Annotated in this window: 17 protein-coding genes; 8 read left to right on the forward strand and 9 right to left on the reverse strand. The window is 75.4% G+C overall.

Annotated features, from left to right (window positions below; translation table 11 throughout):
• A partial coding sequence (locus tag ACYVOF_RS16915; RefSeq protein ID WP_460868527.1) for a lipase family protein occupies positions 1-1,137 on the forward strand: 1,137 nt, incomplete at its 5' end.
• Between the two features lie 3 nt (positions 1,138-1,140).
• On the opposite strand, the gene ACYVOF_RS16920 is transcribed toward ACYVOF_RS16915, so the two are convergent.
• Complete coding sequence (locus ACYVOF_RS16920) at positions 1,141-2,190, reverse strand: DNA polymerase domain-containing protein (protein ID WP_460868529.1); 1,050 nt, start codon at positions 2,188-2,190, stop codon at positions 1,141-1,143.
• A complete protein-coding gene (locus ACYVOF_RS16925) occupies positions 2,190-3,239 on the reverse strand; it encodes an ATP-dependent DNA ligase (protein WP_460868531.1) in 1,050 nt (349 codons plus the stop codon). The genes ACYVOF_RS16920 and ACYVOF_RS16925 overlap by 1 nt, the downstream gene beginning before the upstream one ends.
• A gap of 195 nt (positions 3,240-3,434) precedes the next feature.
• On the opposite strand from ACYVOF_RS16925, the gene ACYVOF_RS16930 reads away from it, so the two are divergent.
• Entirely contained in the window at positions 3,435-3,629 is a 195-nt protein-coding gene (locus ACYVOF_RS16930; RefSeq protein WP_460868532.1) for a hypothetical protein, read from the forward strand.
• Between the two features lie 52 nt (positions 3,630-3,681).
• Here ACYVOF_RS16930 and ACYVOF_RS16935 read toward each other — a convergent pair whose 3' ends face one another.
• The 4 genes from ACYVOF_RS16935 to ACYVOF_RS16950 are packed head-to-tail and all read right to left on the reverse strand — an operon-like array spanning position 3,682 to position 6,325.
• The gene (locus ACYVOF_RS16935) at positions 3,682-5,037 is read right to left on the reverse strand and encodes a M20/M25/M40 family metallo-hydrolase (RefSeq protein ID WP_460868534.1); all 1,356 of its coding nucleotides are present in this window, start codon (positions 5,035-5,037) and stop codon (positions 3,682-3,684) included.
• 18 nt (positions 5,038-5,055) lie between these two features.
• A complete protein-coding gene (gene purQ, locus ACYVOF_RS16940; RefSeq protein WP_460868536.1) occupies positions 5,056-5,745 on the reverse strand; it encodes a phosphoribosylformylglycinamidine synthase subunit PurQ in 690 nt (229 codons plus the stop codon).
• Positions 5,742-5,981, reverse strand: a complete 240-nt coding sequence (gene purS / locus ACYVOF_RS16945; protein WP_460868538.1) for a phosphoribosylformylglycinamidine synthase subunit PurS — start codon at positions 5,979-5,981, stop codon at positions 5,742-5,744. Before purS ends, purQ begins: the two co-directional genes overlap by 4 nt.
• Positions 5,982-6,004: 23 nt before the next feature.
• On the reverse strand, positions 6,005-6,325 hold the full coding sequence (locus ACYVOF_RS16950) for a hypothetical protein (protein ID WP_460868540.1): 321 nt from the start codon (positions 6,323-6,325) through the stop codon (positions 6,005-6,007).
• Here ACYVOF_RS16950 and ACYVOF_RS16955 point away from each other — a divergent pair.
• Entirely contained in the window at positions 6,324-7,418 is a 1,095-nt protein-coding gene (locus ACYVOF_RS16955) for an NAD(P)-binding domain-containing protein (protein ID WP_460868542.1), read from the forward strand. The two genes, ACYVOF_RS16950 and ACYVOF_RS16955, sit on opposite strands and share 2 nt — an antisense overlap.
• An 86-nt stretch (positions 7,419-7,504) precedes the next feature.
• Here the strand turns inward: ACYVOF_RS16955 and ACYVOF_RS16960 are convergent, their stop codons facing one another.
• The gene (locus ACYVOF_RS16960; RefSeq protein ID WP_460868544.1) at positions 7,505-8,302 is read right to left on the reverse strand and encodes an SDR family NAD(P)-dependent oxidoreductase; all 798 of its coding nucleotides are present in this window, start codon (positions 8,300-8,302) and stop codon (positions 7,505-7,507) included.
• Positions 8,303-8,331: 29 nt separating this feature from the next.
• On the opposite strand from ACYVOF_RS16960, the gene ACYVOF_RS16965 reads away from it, so the two are divergent.
• Positions 8,332-9,300: a pirin family protein gene (locus tag ACYVOF_RS16965; protein ID WP_460868546.1), complete on the forward strand. Its 969-nt coding sequence runs from the start codon at positions 8,332-8,334 to the stop codon at positions 9,298-9,300.
• A gap of 349 nt (positions 9,301-9,649) precedes the next feature.
• Here the strand turns inward: ACYVOF_RS16965 and ACYVOF_RS16970 are convergent, their stop codons facing one another.
• Both ACYVOF_RS16970 and ACYVOF_RS16975 read right to left on the reverse strand, forming a co-directional pair.
• Positions 9,650-10,231 (reverse strand): TerD family protein, encoded by a 582-nt coding sequence (locus ACYVOF_RS16970; RefSeq protein ID WP_460868548.1) that lies wholly within the window; start codon positions 10,229-10,231, stop codon positions 9,650-9,652.
• 101 nt (positions 10,232-10,332) lie between these two features.
• A complete protein-coding gene (locus tag ACYVOF_RS16975; RefSeq protein ID WP_460868549.1) occupies positions 10,333-11,754 on the reverse strand; it encodes a cation:dicarboxylate symporter family transporter in 1,422 nt (473 codons plus the stop codon).
• A gap of 140 nt (positions 11,755-11,894) precedes the next feature.
• On the opposite strand from ACYVOF_RS16975, the gene ACYVOF_RS16980 reads away from it, so the two are divergent.
• The 4 genes from ACYVOF_RS16980 to ACYVOF_RS16995 all read left to right on the forward strand — a co-directional run bounded on the left by ACYVOF_RS16980 (position 11,895) and on the right by ACYVOF_RS16995 (position 16,194).
• A complete protein-coding gene (locus ACYVOF_RS16980; protein WP_460868551.1) occupies positions 11,895-13,493 on the forward strand; it encodes a sensor histidine kinase in 1,599 nt (532 codons plus the stop codon).
• Positions 13,490-14,182, forward strand: coding sequence for a response regulator (locus ACYVOF_RS16985; RefSeq protein WP_460868553.1), 693 nt, complete (start codon positions 13,490-13,492; stop codon positions 14,180-14,182). Before ACYVOF_RS16980 ends, ACYVOF_RS16985 begins: the two co-directional genes overlap by 4 nt.
• Before the next feature lie 147 nt (positions 14,183-14,329).
• Positions 14,330-15,544: an alpha/beta fold hydrolase gene (locus ACYVOF_RS16990; RefSeq protein WP_460868555.1), complete on the forward strand. Its 1,215-nt coding sequence runs from the start codon at positions 14,330-14,332 to the stop codon at positions 15,542-15,544.
• Complete coding sequence (locus ACYVOF_RS16995) at positions 15,541-16,194, forward strand: MBL fold metallo-hydrolase (protein ID WP_460868556.1); 654 nt, start codon at positions 15,541-15,543, stop codon at positions 16,192-16,194. Before ACYVOF_RS16990 ends, ACYVOF_RS16995 begins: the two co-directional genes overlap by 4 nt.
• Positions 16,195-16,196: the final 2 nt, after the last annotated feature.

A 16,196-nucleotide genomic window follows, 5' to 3' on the forward strand; every position in this document is an offset into this window, starting at 1 on the left:
GACCCGGCCGCCGCCGCGCCGGCGGCCGCCGCGGCCGAGGCGCCCGCCCCCGGCGACCCGTTCTTCGCCGCGCCGGAGGGTCTCGCCGACCTCGCACCCGGCCAGGTGGTCCGGTCGCGGCCCGTCCGGGTGGTGATCTACGGGATCTTCCCGGTGCCCGCCCACCAGCTCGTCTACCGGTCGACCGACACGGCGGGACGTCCGGTGGCCGCGGTGACCACCGTCGTCCTGCCGACGGGCCCGCCCACCGGACCCCGCCCGCTGGTGTCCTACCAGGCGGCCATCAACTCGCTCGACCCCGACTGCAGCCCCTCGCGGCTGCTGCCCGCGGGTCGGCTCAGCGAGCAGCTCATGGTCGCCTTCATGCTCCTGCGCGGGTGGGCCGTCGCGCTGCCGGACCACGAGGGCCCGGCCGCGGCCTACTCGGCGGGCCGCCTCGCCGCGCAGGTCACCCTGGACGGGATCCGCGCGGTGCAGTCCTTCGCCCCGGCGGGCACCGCGGGCCCCGGGTCGCCGGTGGGCCTGTGGGGCTACTCCGGTGGTGGCCTGGCGACGGCCTGGACCGCCGAGCTGGCCCGCTCCTACGCCCCCGAGCTCGACGTGGTGGGCGCCGCCGCCGGCGGGGTCCCGGTCGACTTCGGCGCCATCGTCGCCGGCAGCGACGGGTCCGGCGCCTTCGGGCTGCTCTTCGCCGCCGCGGCCGGCCTGGCGCGGGAGTACCCCGGAATGGAGATGGACACCCTGCTCAACGACCGCGGCAAGGCCCTGGTGCAGACCATGTCCGGCGAGTGCGTCGAGGGTGCACTGGCAGCGGGCAACGGCCTGAGCTTCGACGAGCTGTCGGTGAGCCCGGGCGCGGTCGGCACGCCCGGGGTGCAGGCGGCCCTGGCGGACAACAGCCTCGGCCAGGCCGTCCCGACCATGCCGGTGCTGCTCTACCACTCCGTCAACGACACCCTCATCCCGACGGCCGGGGCCGACGCGCTCAACCGCACCTACTGCGACGGGGGCGGCACGGTGGAGTACCAGAAGTCGCCCATCACCGACCACGTGCAGGTCGCGGTGTTCGCCATCGGCAACGTCCTGCGCTTCCTCGACGACCGGTTCGCCGGGAGGCCGCCCGTCAGCACCTGCTGAGGCTCAGGTGTGCTTGTTGTCGGTGTCCTTGCTGGGCTGCACCCGCTTCGGCTCGCCCGGCATCTTCGGGTAGTTCGGCGGGTAGGGCAGGTCGCCCAGCCCGCCGGCCTCGTCCCGCGCGGCCAGGTCGAGCAGGGTGTCCAACGTGTACGCCCGGGAGTCGATGTCCGCCATGGGGTCCCCGCGCCGGTCGACCAGGTCGGCCACGGTGGCCAGGGTGCAGTCGTCGGGGTGGACGTCGACCAGCTCGTCCCAGGTGACCGGGGTGCTGCACGTCGCCCGCGGGGTCTTGCGCAGCGAGTAGGCGCTGGCGATGGTGCGGTCCCGGGCGTTCTGGTTGTAGTCCACGAACACCTGCTCGCCGCGCTGCTCCTTCCACCACGCCGTGGTCACCCGGTCCCCGCCGGCGCGGCGCTCCACCTCACGGGCGAAGGCGATGGCGGCCCGGCGCACCTCGGTGAACGTCCACCGCGGCTCGATGCGGACGTAGACGTGGACGCCCCGGCCGCCGGACGTCTTGGGGTAGCCGACGAGCCCGAGGTCGGCCAGCAGCGGCCGGACGGCGTCGAGCGCGACCGACCGCGCCTCGTCGAACCCGGTGCCCGGCTGCGGGTCCAGGTCGATGCGCAGCTCGTCGGGGTGGTCGACGTCGGTGCACCGGGCGTGCCAGGGGTGGAAGGTCACCGTGCCCATCTGCGCCGCCCACACCACGTCGGCGGGCTTGGTCACCCGCAGCGCGTCCGCGGAGCGCCCCGAGGGGAAGGTGACCCGGCAGGTCTCGAGGTAGTCGGGGTGCTTGGGCGGCACCCGCTTCTGGTAGACCTCCTCGCCGGTGACGCCGTCGGGGAAGCGCTGCAGGTAGGTGGGGCGGTCGCGCAGCGCGGTGATGATGGCGCCGTGCTCGCCGAGGCGCTGGTAGTGCCGGGCGATGGCCCGCTTGGTGCCCGCCTCCCCCAGCTCGGGGAAGACGACCTTGTCCGGGCTGGACAGCCGCACGTCGACGCCGTGCACGTCGAGGACCTCCGGCGCCCCGTGCGCGTCCTTGGCGGCCATCAGGTCTCGTCCCTGCCGCCGGCGAGCACGTCGGCGAAGTCGTAGCGCACGGGCACGTCGAGCTGGTCGTAGGTGCAGCTCTCCGGGTCGCGGTCGGGCCGCCACCGCACGAAGCGGGCGACGTGGCGCAGCCGGTCGCCCTCCATCTGGTCGTAGGCGATCTCGACGACCCGCTCGGGCCGCAGCGGCACCCAGCCGTGGTCCTCGCGCTGGTTCCACCGGTTGGGCTCGCCGTGCTGCTTCTCGGTGCCGATGCGCAGCGGCTCGAGCTCGTCGAGCAGCTCGACGCGGCGGGCGTCGGTGAAGGCGCTGGCCCCGCCGACCATGTGCATGCGGTCGCCGTCGTGCAGGCCGAGCAGCAGGGAGCCGACGCCGGGCTTGGACTTGTGCGGCCGGTAGCCGATCACCACGCACTCGGCGCTGCGGTGGTGCTTGACCTTGACCATCTCGCGCTTGTCCGGCACGTAGCGGCCGTCGAGCTTCTTCGCGACAACCCCGTCGAGCCCGGCGCCCTCGAACTCGTCGAACCACCGCTGCGCCGTGGCCGCGTCCGGCGTCGCGGTGGTGACGTGGACGCTCGGCCCGTCGAGCACCGCGCCGAGCAGGGCCCGGCGGCGCAGCGAGAAGGGCTCACCGGTGACGTCGTCGTCGCCGATGGCCAGCAGGTCGAACAGCACGAGCTGCGCGGGGGTCTCCTGCGCCAGCATCCGCACCCGGCTCTCGGCGGGGTGGATGCGCTGGCTGAGGTCGTCCCAGCTGAGCCGGGTGGTGCCGTCGACCTCGCGGGGCACGACGACCTCGCCGTCGACGACGCAGCGGGTGGGCAGCTCGGCGCGGACCGCGTCGACGACCTCGGGGAAGTAGCGGGTGAGCTCCTTGGTGTTGCGGGAGGCGAGGACGACCTCGTCGCCGTCGCGGTAGACCAGGCAGCGGAAGCCGTCCCACTTCGGCTCGTAGCTCCACACCGGGTCCCCGTCGGGCTGTGCGGGCACGGCGTCGGCCGTCTTGGCCAGCATCGGCTTGACCGGGGGCAGCACGGGCAGGTCCATGCGCCCATCCTGGCCCAGGTCGGTCGCCCGGACCCAGCATCGAGCGGGCTCGATGCGGTAACCGGGGCCCCGGGGGTGCGTCGAGCCCGCGCGATGCCGGGCGCTCGACGGGGGCGCGCGCCCCGACCGCCCTAGGGTGCGGGAGACGACCACCGCCTCCCGGCGGAGGGGTCGACGACGAGCAGGAGGTAGGGCATGGAGCCGACACGCATGGGCCAGGAGGCGCTGACCGGCTGGCGCACCAAGGTGGGTGACCCCATCGCGACGCAGGTCTCGGCGCGCACGTCGCTGAGCGAGGACCAGGTCAAGGCCGCGATCGGCGCGTTCTTCTTCCTCAGCTCGCTGTACTACGTGATCTCGACCGTGAGGGCGGCCGCGAAGCACCGCTGACCGCGCACGGCTTCCCGCCCCCGACGGGCCCCGTCCGAGGGCGGGGAGCCCGCTAGGCGCCCGGCGCGAGGCGGGCCAGCAGCAGGGTCTCGGCCAGGCAGACCCGCTCGAACTCGGCGAGGTGCAGGCCCTCGTCCACCCCGTGGGCGCGGGTGTCGGGGTCCTCCACGCCCGTCACCAGCACCGCCGCGTCCGGGAACCCCTCGACGAACGCGGCGATGAACGGGATCGACCCGCCCATGCCCATGTCGACGGGCTCGGTGCCGTCCCACGCGTCGCGGAAGCTGGCCCGCGCGGCGTCGAAGGCTGGCCCGGTCGCGTCGATGGCGCACGGCTGCCCGGTCTCGCCCGGGGTGACGCTCACGTGCGCACCCCAGGGGGCGTGGCTCTCGAGGTGGTGCGTCAGCGCCTGCAGAGCAGCGTCGGCGTCGGTGCCCGGCGGCACCCGCAGGCTGATCTTGGCCCGCGCCCGCGGCACCAGGGTGTTCGACGACTCGGCGACGGTCGGGGCGTCGATCCCGATGACCGCGATCGCCGGGCCCTCCCACAGCCGGTCGACGACCGAGCCGGTGCCGAGCTGGCGGACCCCGTCGAGCATCGAGCTCTCCGCCCGCACCCGCTCCTCGGGGTAGTCGAGGTCGGCGGCCGTGCCCTGCGGCAGGCCCTGCACCGCGACGGAGCCGTCGTCGTGGTGCAGCGTGGCCAGCAGCCGCACCAGCGCGGTCAGCGCGTCGGGCACCACCCCGCCCCACAGCCCGGAGTGGATGCCGTGCTCCAGGGTGGACACCTCGACCACGCAGTCGGCGAGCCCGCGCAGCGACACCGTCAGCGCGGGGGTGCCCACGTCCCAGTTCGCGGAGTCGGCGATGACCATGACGTCGGCGGCGAGCCGGTCGTGGTGGGTGCGCAGCAGGTCCGGCAGCGACGCGGAGCCCGACTCCTCCTCGCCCTCCACGAACACCGTCACCCCGACCGGGGGGGTGCCGCCGTGGGCGCGGAACGCGGCGAGGTGCGCGGCGATGCCGGCCTTGTCGTCCGCGGCGCCGCGGCCGAACAGGCGCGCGCCGCGCTCGGTGGGCTCGAACGGCGGCGACGTCCAGTCCTCGAGCCGGCCGGTGGGCTGCACGTCGTGGTGGGCGTACAGCAGGACCGTGGGCGCACCCTCGGGGGCGGGGTGGTGCGCGATGACGGCCGGCGCGCCGCCCTCGCTGACGACGTCGACCGTGGCGAACCCCGCCCCGCGCAGCAGCTCGGCGACGGCGTCCGCGCTGCGGTGCACGTCGTCGTGGCGGGCGGGGTCGGCCCACACCGAGGGGATGCGGACGAGGTCCTCGAGATCGGCGCGCACCCCGGGCATCACGTCGGCCAGGCGGGCGCGCAGGTCGTCCTCGGACGGGGAGTCAGGCATGCCCCGAGCCTAGGAGGCTCAGGCCGAGAGGACCCCGTCGAGGGCGGAGAGGAAGATCCCCAGCCCGTCGTCCGTCGGCCCCGTCAGCGGCTCGGTGGCGTGCTCCGGGTGCGGCATGAGCCCGACGACCCGGCCGTCCGCCGAGGCGATCCCCGCGATGTCGCGCTGCGAGCCGTTGGGGTTCGGGTTGCGCGCGTCGACGACGTAGCGGAACACCACGCGGCCCTCCCCCTCGAGCTCGTCGAGGGTGTCCTGCGCGGCCACGTAGCGGCCCTCGCCGGACTTCAGCGGCACGAGGATCTCCGCGCCCGCCTCGTACCGGCTCGACCACGCGGTGGTGGTCGACTCCACCCGCAGCCACTGGTCGCGGCAGACGAAGTGCAGGCCGGTGTTGCGGGTCAGCGCGCCCGGCAGCAGCCCGGCCTCGCACAGCACCTGGAACCCGTTGCAGATGCCCAGCACCGGCAGCCCCGCCCCCGCGGCGCGGACGACCTCACCCATCACGGGGGCGAACCGGGCGATGGCCCCGGCCCGCAGGTAGTCGCCGTAGGAGAACCCGCCGGGCACCACCACCGCGTCGACCCCGCGCAGGTCCGCGTCGCCGTGCCACAGGCTGACGGCCTCCCCGCCGGCCAGGCGCACGGCGCGGGCGGCGTCGACGTCGTCCAGCGTCCCCGGGAAGGTGACGACCCCGACCCGGCCGCTCACCCGGCCACCCGGCGCACGGTCCACTCCTCGATGACCGTGTTGGCCAGCAGCGTCTCGGCGATCTGGTCGAGCGTCGCGTCGTCGACGTCGTCGGCCACCTCGAGCTCGAAGCGCTTGCCCTGCCGCACGTCGGTGACCCCGGCGAAGCCGAGCCGCGGCAGCGCGCCGGCGATGGCCTGGCCCTGCGGGTCGAGGATCTCGGGCTTGGGCATGACGTCCACCACGACTCGGGCCATGCGGCGGAGCCTACCGGGGTGCCTCAGCCGCTCAGCCGTGCCTCGAAGGCCGCGGTGATCTCGTCGTAGGTGACGGGCCGAACGGTGTCCTCCCCGGGCCGCTGCACCCACGCCCACCGGCCGTCGCGCTGCACCCGGATGCCCGCGAGGCCGGTGCCGGAGGTGGTGCACGGCAGGGTGAGCTCCCAGTACGGGTGGCGGTCGACGGTGGGCCGGCCGTGCCAGAAGCGCTCGCCCCGCACCTCCCCCGGCAGCCGCGCGGCCCGGGCGCGGGAGACGAAGTCGGGGACGCAGAAGTCGACGACGGCCTCGATGGCGGGGACGGTGTCGGCGGTGGCGGCCATGGCAGGGGGAACACCGCAGGTCGGGGCCGGTGTTCCTGCCGGGGTGGACGTGGAGGTGCTGGTCGTCGGGGCCGGGCAGGCCGGGCTCTCCGCCGCGCGCCACCTGCAGCGGGCGGGCTTCGCGCCCGAGGAGTTCCGGATCCTCGACCACGACCGCGGCCCGGGCGGCGCGTGGCAGCACCGGTGGGCGTCGCTGACCCTGGGCACGACGAACCACGTGGCGGACCTGCCGGACCTGCGGCTGGCCTCGGACCAGGACGAGGTGCCCGCCCGGACGGTCGTGCCGGAGTACTTCGCGGAGTACGAGCGGCACTTCGGCCTCGACGTGCAGCGGCCGGTGACGGTGTCGTCGGTCCGCTCGGAGGGCGAGCGGCTGGTGGTCGGGTCCGACGCGGGGACGTGGACCGCGCGGGCGCTGCTCAACGCCACCGGCAGCTGGGAGCGGCCGTTCTGGCCCCGCTACCCGGGCGCCGACGACTTCCGCGGCCGCCAGCTCCACACCGCCGACTACGTCTCCGCGGAGGAGTTCCGGGGGCAGCACGTGGTGGTCGTCGGGGCCGGGATCTCGGCGGTGCAGCTGCTCGACGAGGTGTCCCGGGTGACGACGACGACCTGGGTGACCCGTCGCGAGCCGGAGTTCCACGAGACCCGGTTCACCGCCGAGGACGGCCGGGCCGCGGTCGCCCGGGTCGAGGAGCGGGTGCGGGCCGGGCTGCCGCCGGGCTCGATCGTCTCGGTGACGGGCCTGCCGCTGACCCCGGTGCTGCGCGCGGCCCGGGAGCGCGGGGTGCTCGAGCGCCGGCCGATGTTCGCCCGGCTGCTGCCCGAGGGGGTCGCGTGGGCGGACGGGACGGTGCAGCGGGCGGACGTGGTGCTGTGGTGCACGGGGTTCCGCTCCGCTCTGGACCACCTGGCCCCGCTGGGGCTGCGCGAGCCCGGGGGCGGCATCACCATGACCGGCCGGCTGGCCACGCAGGTGGCGCGCGACCCGCGGGTGCACCTGCTGGGCTACGGCCCGTCGGCCTCGACCGTGGGGGCGAACCGGGCCGGGCGCGCGGCCGTCCGCGAGGTCTCCGAGCTCCTGGCCCGCTGACCCCCGTCGGTGCGGTGCATCGCGCGGGCTCGATGCCGCCCGCAGGGCTCCGTCGGCGCATCGCGCGGGCTGGATGCAGGGTCCGGTCAGTAGTGGATCGAGCCGCGGTCGCCGCCGCCCGCGGCCACGGCGTCGCCCTGCACGGCCACCGAGCGCGGCGAGCACAGGAACACCACCACGTCGGCCACCTCGTCCGCGGTGACGAGCCGGCCGAGCGACACCCCGGCCGCCAGCGCCTGCTCGGCGTCCGCGACCGTCGTCCCCGCCGCCTCGGCCCGCGCGGTCAGCATCCCCGGGGTCCGCTCCGTCACCGTGATGCCCGGGTGCACGCACACCACCCCCACCCCGTGCGGCCCGAGCTCGTCGGCCAGGTTCTTCGTCATCGCCGCCACCGCCACGTTGCGCACCGACCCGACCAGCGAGCCGGAGCGCCGCGCGTTGAGCCCGCTGACGTTGACCACCCGGCCGGAGCCCTGCGCCCGCATGCCCGGCGCGACCGCCCGCACGCAGCGCAGGTAGCCGAGCACCTTCGTCTCCACCTCGACCCGCAGCGCGTCGTCGGTCAGGTCCTCCAGCGCGGGCACCGGGCCCGACGACGCGGGCCGGGCCGCCGCGTTGACCAGCACGTCGACCCCGCCGAGCTCGTCGGTCACCCGGGCGACCGCGGCCCGCACGGCGGCGTCGTCGGTGGTGTCGGAGACGACGGCGAGCACCCGCGTGCCGTGCCGGCGCACCGCCGCGGCGGCCACCTCGAGGTCGTCGGCCCCGCGGGCGAGCAGGGCGACGTCGGCCCCCTCCTGCGCCAGCCGGTGCGCCACGGCCAGCCCGATCCCCCGGCTCGCCCCCGTCACGATCGCGCGGGCACCGCGCAGTCCCAGGTCCACGGGACCAGTGTGCGTCCTACGCTCGTGCGGTGAGCAACCTCGAGGCGTCCCCCGACAGCCACGCGGCGGGCCCGGGGACGACGACCCTGGCCACGCGGCTCGTCCCGCCGCGCGAGGTGCCCCTCGGCGGGCCGCGGGCGATGACGGTGCGCCGCACCCTGCCCAGCCGCGGCCTGTCCACCGTCGGGGCGTGGTGCTTCCTCGACGACTACGGCCCGGACGACGTGGGCGCCTCGGGCGGCATGCACGTCCCGCCGCACCCGCACACCGGGCTGCAGACGGTGTCGTGGCTGCTCGACGGGGCGATCCACCACCGCGACAGCGTCGGCGGCGACCTCGTGGTCCGTCCCGGCGAGCTGGGCCTGATGACGAGCGGGGCGGGCATCGCCCACTCCGAGCACACCCCGGACGATGCGCCCGCCGGGCTGCGCGGGGTGCAGCTGTGGGTGGCGCTCCCGGAGCCCGCGCGCACGGTGGACGCCCGCATCGAGCACCACCCGGACCTCCCCGGCGGCGAGCAGGACGGGGTGCGCACCGTGGTCATCGCCGGGGAGCTCGCCGGGGCCCGCTCCCCCGCCCGGGTGCACTCGGGGCTGCTCGGCGCGGAGCTGCGGCTGGCCCCCGGTGCGCGGACCGTGCTGCCGCTGGACCCCGACTTCGAGCACGGCCTGCTGGTGCTCAACGGTGGGCTGACCGCGGAGGGCACGGACCTCGCGGCCGGCCCGCTGCTCGACCTCGGCCGGGGCCGCCGCGCGCTGAGCCTGTCCAGCGAGGCGGGGGCGACGGTGCTGCTCCTCGGCGGCGAGCCCTACACCGACCCGCTGGTCATGTGGTGGAACTTCGTCGGCGGCAGCCACGAGGAGGTCGTCGCGGCGCGCGCGGACTGGGCCTCGGAGGACGACTCGACGGGCTCGGCCCGGTTCGGCACGGTGCCGGGGGGCGAGGCGCGCCTGCCCGCTCCTGCGCTGCCCCACGTGCGGCTGCACCCCCGCACCTGACCCGGTTCCGGACACCGCAGAGTGCGCCCGCCGCGGTCCCGGGGCCGGGCCGGACACCGCAGAGTGCGCCCGCCGCGGTCGCGGGGGCGGGCCCGACACCGCAGAGTGCGCCCGCCGCGGCCCCGGGGGCGGGCCGGGCACCGCAGAGTGCGCCCGCCGCGGTCGCAGGAAGTGGGCGAAACGCGCGAGGACGGGCCCGGGGAGCGCGGGAAGTGGGCGAAACGCGGGAGGGCAGGCCTGGGAGCGCGGGAAGTGGGCGAAGCGCGGGGCCGCCACGGACGCACCCGGGACGCAGCGCGGCCCCGCGCCCGGACGACGGGAGCGGGGCCGCGGCGAGCGCGAGCAGGGGTCAGACGTTGACGCCGTAGTCCTGCGCGATGCCCTTGAGGCCCGAGGCGTAGCCCTGGCCGATGGCGCGGAACTTCCACTCCGCGCCGTTGCGGTACAGCTCGCCGAAGACCATCGCGGTCTCGGTGGACGCGTCCTCGGTGAGGTCGTAGCGGGCCAGCTCGGAGCCGTTGGCCTGGTTCACCACGCGGATGAACGCGTTGCGCACCTGGCCGAAGTTCTGCTGGCGGCCCTCGGCGTCGTAGATCGACACCGGGAACACGATCTTGTCGACGTCGCTGGACATCTGGCCGAGCGAGACGTTGATGGCCTCGTCGTCGCCCTCGCCCTCACCGGTGAGGTTGTCCCCGGTGTGCTCGATGCTGCCGTCAGGGGTCGTCAGGTTGTTGAAGAAGACGAAGTGCTTGTCCGACACCGACTTCCCGCCCGCACCGACCCCGATGGCGGAGGCGTCGAGGTCGAAGTCGGTGCCGGTGGTGGAGCGCACGTCCCACCCCAGGCCCACGGTCACCTTCTCCAGGCCGGCCGAGCCGGCCTCCTTGGTCAGCGAGACGTTCCCGCCCTTGCTCAGGCTCACACCCACGTCAGACTCCTTGCGTCCGGTTCGTCCAGTACAGGTCTGCTCCCGATCGTACGGACGCCCGCCCACCCGGTGGGGTGAGCGGGCGTCCGTCCGGGGGGCGGCTACTTGCGCAGGCCCACCGTCTCGCGGGTGGGCGCCGACGGCCCGCCCTCGGTGAAGACCGCGCCGTCGGTGGCGGCCTGGTCCTCGGGCAGCGCGTGCGGGTCCGAGCCCAGCAGGGACTCGTCGAACGGGATGCGCCCGTCGAGCACGTCGGTCACCCGCTGCGCGTCGATCGACTTCGTCCAGGTCCCGACGAGCAGGGTGGCGATCGCGTTGCCGGAGAAGTTCGTCAGCGCGCGGGCCTCGGACATGAACCGGTCGATGCCGACGATGAGGCCGACGCCGTCGAGCAGGTCGGGGCGGTGGCTCTGCAGCCCCCCGGCCAGCGTGGCCAGCCCCGCCCCGGAGACCCCGGCCGCGCCCTTCGAGGCGATGATCATGAACAGCAGCAGGCCCACCTGCTCGCCCAGGGCCAGCGGCTTGCCCAGCGCGTCGGCGATGAAGATCGAGGCCATGGTCAGGTAGATCGCCGTGCCGTCGAGGTTGAACGAGTACCCGGTGGGCACCACGATGCCGACGGTGGAGCGCTCGACGCCGACGTGCTCCATCTTCGCGATGAGGCGGGGCAGCGCGGACTCCGAGGACGACGTGGCCACGATGAGCAGGTACTCCCGGCCCAGGTACTTGGCCAGCTTGAACACGTTGAAGCCGGTGACCACGCGCAGCAGGGTGCCGAGCACGCCGAAGATGAAGATCGCGCAGGTGAGGTAGAAGCCGAGCATGAGCACGCCGAGCTGGACCAGCGCGTCGACGCCGGTGCGGCCGACCACGTTGGCGATGGCGCCGAGGGCACCGATCGGGGCGAGCCACAGGATCATCGACAGGATCTTGAACACGAGCTTCTGCACGTGGCCGATGCCGCGCATCACGGGCTCGCCGGCGCGGCCCAGGGACTGCAGCGCGAAGCCGACGAGCAGCGCGACGAACAGGGTCTGCAGCACCGACCCGGCGGTCAGCGACGAGAGCAGCGTGTCGGGGATGATCCCGAGCAGGAAGTCGGTGGTGCCCTCCGCGCCGTCGCCGGCCAGCTTGGCGCCCTGCCCGGCGCTCTCCGAGGTGATCTGCAGGCCCGAGCCGGGCTGCAGGAAGTTGCCCACGACGAGGCCGATGGCCAGCGCGAAGGTCGACATGACGAGGAAGTAGACGAGCGCCAGGGTGCCGGTGCGCCCGACGCTGGCCGCCTTCCGGACCGAGCCGATGCCCAGCACGATGGTGCAGAAGATGATCGGCGAGATCATCATCTTGATGAGGCTGACGAACGCGGTGCCCAGCGGGGCCAGCGACTTGCCGACGCCGGGGGCGACGAGGCCGATGACGGCGCCGAGCACGACGGCGGCGATGACGGCCAGGTAGAGCCAGTGCGTGCGGTCACGGCCCTTCGCGGGTGGGGCGTCCCCGGTGGGGGTGCTGGTGGTGCTCATGGGAGGTCCTCTCTGGCTGCGTGAGCGGAGGTCCCCGTGACCCGGCTCACCTGGTGTGAGCACCCTCACCCACCGGGGGGCGGTTTGTCGTGTTGCGTTCGTTGAGTTCACCGACCGCCGCGGGCGGCCATGATGGGTGGGTGCGACGACGACGCCGCGCCCGACGCGGGCGGGCCAGCCTGGCCGCGCAGCTGTTCGTGGGCCAGCTGCTCGTCCTCGTGCTCGTCGTGGCCGTGGGCGCCACCCTGGCCGTGCTCGACGCCCGCCGCGACGGCGACGACCGCGCCCGCCGCGAGGTGCTCGACCTGGCGCTGAGCCTGGCCGGTGCCCCGTCGACCGCCGAGCAGGTCACCGGGCCCGACCCGGCCGCGACGCTGCAGCCCGAGGCCGAGGCGCTGCGCGTGGCCACGGGCGTCGACTTCGTCGTGGTGATGGCGCCCGACCGCACCCGGTACTCCCACCCCAACCCCGAGCTGCTGGGCCAGCCGTTCGTCGGTGACATCGCCCCGGCGGTGGCCGGGCGGGCGTTCACCGAGGTCTTCCCCGGCACCCTGGGGCCGTCAATCCGCGCCGTGGCCCCGGTCCGCGACGACGCCGGCGCGGTGGTGGGGCTGGTCGCGGTCGGCATCACCCAGGAAGCGCTGGGCCGGGCGCTGCTCGCCCAGCTGCCGGTGCTGCTCGGCGTGGTCGCGCTGGCGCTGCTCGCGGCCGCGGCGGGCTCGCTGCTGCTCAGCCGCCGGCTGCGCCGCCAGACCCTGGGCCTGCAGCCCGACGAGCTGCGCACCATGTACGAGCACCACGACGCGGTGCTCCACGCCGTCGGGGAGGGCCTGGTGGTGCTCGACGACGCGGGCGCGGTGGTGCTGGCCAACGACCAGGCCCGCCGGCTGCTCACCCTCCGCCCGGGGGCGGTGGACGTCGCGGACCTGCCGGAGTCGCTGCGCGAGCTGGCCCGCCGCGGGGACCGGGTCAGCGGCGAGGTCCACGTCACCGGCGACCACGTCCTGGTCGTCAGCCAGCGCCCCGTCACCTGGGAGGGCCGGCCGCTGGGCTCGGTGCTGACCCTGCAGGACCGCACCGAGCTGCAGGGCGTGGCCGACGAGCTGGACTCGGTGCGCGGGTTCGCGGAGTCGCTGCGCTCGCAGGCCCACGAGTCGGCCAACCGGCTGCACACCGTGGTCACGATGGTCGAGCTGGGCCGGTCGCAGGAGGCCGTCGAGTTCGCCACCGCCGAGCTGGCGCTGTCCCAGCACCTCATCGACCGGCTGCTGGCCGCCGTGGCCGAGCCCGCCCTGGCCGCGCTGCTGCTGGGCAAGGTGGCCCAGGCCGCGGAGCGCGGCTGCGAGCTGACCGTCACCGAGGACACCGCGCTGCCCGCCGAGCCCGGGGTGTCGGCCCGCGACCTGGTCACCGTGGTGGGCAACCTCGTCGACAACGCCGTCGACGCCGCCCTCGAGGGGCGGGGCGAGGCGTGGGTCGAGGTCCGGCTCGTGACGACCCCCGACCCCGCCGCCATCGAGGTCACCGTGGCCGACAGCGGCGCCGGCCTCGACCCGGCCGGGCTCACCGCCGCGCTGCGCCGCGGGCACTCCACCAAGTCCGGGCAGCGCGGGCTGGGGCTGGCCCTCGTCGCCGCGGTGCTGGCCCGCCACGACGGGCGCCTCGAGGCCACCCCGGGCCCGCCGTCGCAGCTGGTGCTGACGCTGCCGGTGCCCGCGCGGGCGGGGGTGCCCGGGTGATCCGGGTCCTGGTGGTCGACGACGAGCCGCTCATCGCCACCGCGCACGTCGCCTACGTGGAGCGCCTGGCCGGCTTCGTCGTGGCCGGGGTGGCCCACACCGGGGCGGGGGCGCTGCGGGCCGCCGCGCAGCAGGAGGCCGCGGGCACCCCGGTGGACCTGGTGCTGCTCGACCTGGGCCTGCCCGACGCCAGCGGCATCGAGGTGTGCGGGGCGCTGCGCACCTTCGCCCGCAGCCCGGACGTCATCGCCATCACCTCGGCGCGCGACCTGGACGTGGTCCGCTCGGCCGTCTCCTCCGGGGTGCTGCTCTACCTGCTCAAGCCGTTCACCTTCGCCGCCTTCCGCGACAAGCTCACCCGCTACGCGGCCTACCGCGAGCAGCTCGGCGACGGCGCGGTCGCGGTGACGCAGCGCGACGTCGACCGGGCCATGGCCACCCTGCGCTCGGCCGACGAGCGGGCCGCCGCGCCGAAGGGGACCACCCCGCAGACCCTCGAGGCGGTGGCCGCGGCGGTGCGCGACGAGCCGGCCGGCCTCAGCGCCGCCCAGGTGGGTGCCGCGCTGGGGGTCAGCCGGGTCACCGCCTGGCGCTACCTGGAGCGGCTCGCCGACGACGGGGTGCTGACCCGCCACGAGGAGCACGGCCGGGCGGGCCGCCCGCAGGTGCGCTACCGGTGGGCCCGGTGACACCGGGTGGCCGCGGCGGTGCCGCCGGTGGGCCCCGTCACTCCCGCGGGCGCTACGGTGGGTGAGACCGCTGCCCCGCGGTCCCCGTCCCGACCCCCGGAGGACCCGGTGCCGCCAGCGCCCCGACGCGCCTCGGACCCCGCGTCCGTGCTGGCCCACCACCTGCCCCGGGACCTGACCCGGACGGTGCTGGCCCGCCGGGACGCGACCGTGGTGCTCGACGTCGTCGGCCGGGGCCGGTGGACGGTGCGCATCGACCACGGCGAGGTCACCCTGCTCTCGGGGGCGGTCAAGCACCCCACGTGCTCGATCCGCACCGACGCCACGACGCTCGCGGACATGCTCATCGGCAACCGCAGCGGGGTCGACGCCTTCCTCTCCGGCGACCTCGCCGCCCGGGGCAGCCTGGCCACCGTGCTGCAGATGGGCGGCGCCTTCGCCCCCGAGGTCGACCTGCCCACCCGGCCCCGGGCCCGGGAGGTCTCCGCCTACGGCGCCCGCACCGCCTACCTCGAGGCGGGCCCCCGCGACGCGCCCCCGGTGGTGCTGCTGCACGGCCTCGGCGCCACCAACGCCTCCATGCTCCCGGTGCTGCACGACCTGGCCCCGGACCACCGGGTGATCTCCCCGGACACCCCCGGCTTCGGGGCGTCGGAGGCGCCGCCGTGGCGCTACGACGTGGGCCAGCTCTACCGCTGGCTGCGGGCGTTCCTCGACGAGACCGACTCCCGCGGTGCGGTCGTCATCGGCAACTCCCTCGGCGGCCGGCTGGCCCTGGAGCTGGCGCTGCGCGACCCGGAGGCCGTGGACCGGCTGGTCCTGCTGTGCGCGGCGCCGGCGTTCCGCCGCTTCCGCCAGCTCGCCCCGCTGGCCCGCCTGGTGCCCGTCGACCTGGCGCGGCTGCCGCTGGTGCTGCCGCGCTCGACCATCATGGCCGGGCTGCGGCGGATGTTCGCCCACCCGGACCGGTTGCGGCAGAGCTGGTACGACGCCGCGGTGGACGAGCACGAGACCGCCATGACCCACGCCGGGCACCGCCGGGCCTTCGTCTCGGCCACGCTGGGGATCTACACCGAGGAGCCGTTCGGCGAGGAGGGCTTCTGGGACCGGCTGCCCGCCCTCGCGCCGCCGGCGCTGTTCCTGTGGGGAGCGGCCGACGCGCTGGTGCCCCCCGGCTTCGCCCGCCACGTCGTGGCCGCGCTGCCCGACGCGGAGTCCGTCGTCATCCCCGACTGCGGCCACGTCCCGCAGTTCGAGCTGCCCGAGCTGACCATGACGCTCGTGCGCAACTTCCTCGGCACCACGCGGCGCCGCCGCGACCCGCAGGACATCGTCGACCAGTGGCAGGAGCAGAGCGGATGAGCAACACCGACCTCACCCTCACCCACCTCGGGCACGCGTGCGTGCTCGTCGAGCTCGGCGGGGCCCGGATCCTCGTCGACCCGGGTGCGTTCTCCTCCGGGTTCGCCGAGCTCGAGGGCCTCGACGCGGTGCTGCTGACCCACCAGCACTTCGACCACGTCGACACCGACGCGCTGCCCGGCCTGCTGGAGCGCAACCCCGGGGCCCTGCTGCGCGCCGACCCGCAGACCGCCGAGCAGCTCGGCGGCGGGTGGGAGGCCGTGCGCCCGGGCAGCGCGTTCACCGTCGGCGGCGTGCAGGTCGGTGTCGGGGGCGGGCAGCACGCGGTGATCCACCCCGACGTCCCCGGCATCGACAACGTCGCCTACCTCTTCGGCACCGACGAGCGGCCCCGGGCGTTCCTGCACCCGGGCGACTCGTTCCACGTGCCCGAGCAGGCCCCCGACGTGCTGGGGCTGCCCACGGCCGCGCCGTGGCTCAAGCTCTCCGAGGCCGTGGACTACCTGCGCGCCGTCGCGCCCCGCGTCGTGGTGCCGATCCACGAGGCCGTCCTGGCCGACCCGGGCGTCTTCTTCGGCATCTACGAGGCGCTGGTGCCCGGGGGCACCGACTGGCACGTGCTGCCGAGGGGCACCGCCGACCAGCTGTAGCG

It is taken from the genome of Rhodococcus aerolatus, from assembly GCF_054783215.1.